General features: G+C 56.4%; 1 protein-coding gene and 1 pseudogene. Both read left to right on the forward strand.

Annotated elements, in window-relative coordinates; all coding sequences use genetic code 11:
- A pseudogene (locus B2P82_RS07820) lies at positions 1-446 on the forward strand (RNA degradosome polyphosphate kinase); the annotation flags it as partial.
- Positions 447-451: 5 nt separating this feature from the next.
- A partial coding sequence (locus tag B2P82_RS07825) for a Ppx/GppA phosphatase family protein (protein WP_524537548.1) occupies positions 452-869 on the forward strand: 418 nt, incomplete at its 3' end.

The following is an 869-nucleotide window of genomic DNA, read 5'->3' on the forward strand; positions in this document are numbered from 1 at the left end:
GCGGCATCTGCTGCCTGCGCCCTGGCGTTCCGGGCTTGTCTGATAATATCTCTGTAAAGAGCATTGTGGGTCGATTCTTGGAACATTCCCGCATTGTCTGTTTTGCCAATGGGGAGGTTCTGCCATCGCCCAAGGCCAAAGTGTTTATCTCGTCTGCGGACTGGATGCCGCGAAATCTGAACCGGCGTGTCGAGGCATTGGTGCCGGTTGAAAATCCAACCGTTCACCGTCAGGTGCTGAACCAGATCATGGTCGCCAATCTGAATGACGAACAACAAAGTTGGATCATGGGAGAAGACGGCGTCTATGAGCGAATGGAATTGCGTCCCGATACAGAGACTTTCTCGGCCCACACATATTTCATGGACAATCCCAGCCTGTCCGGACGCGGGAGCGCGCTCGAAGTCAGCCTGCCGCCGCGTCTGAAACCTCGCGAAGGCGTTTAGGTTTGATGTTTCCCAAATCAGAACGTGCGGCAATTATCGATATCGGGTCAAACTCGGTACGTCTGGTGATCTACGATGTTCTGGGCGCTTCAATCCTTCCGACCTTCAATGAGAAAGTCATGGCCGGATTGGGTCAGGGCTTGATGCAGACGGGGCAGCTTTCGCCAACTGGAGTTGAATCGGCGTTGAAGGCTCTTGGTCGGTATCGCGCGATCCTGAAAGCCTTGCACTTGAGGCATTACACGGCTGTGGCAACTGCAGCTGTGCGGTCAGCCGAGAATGGTCCGGAGTTCATCAGCCTGGCGTCCAAGGCGCTGGGACGGCGCGTGGTGGTTCTGTCGGGAGAGGATGAGGCACGCTTGTCGGCCGTTGGTGTAGAGGCGAGCTTCCATGCGCCGCTCGGCATGATCGGCGATCTTGGCG

This window comes from Hyphomonas sp. UBA4494, from assembly GCF_002388935.1.
GTDB lineage: Bacteria > Pseudomonadota > Alphaproteobacteria > Caulobacterales > Hyphomonadaceae > Hyphomonas.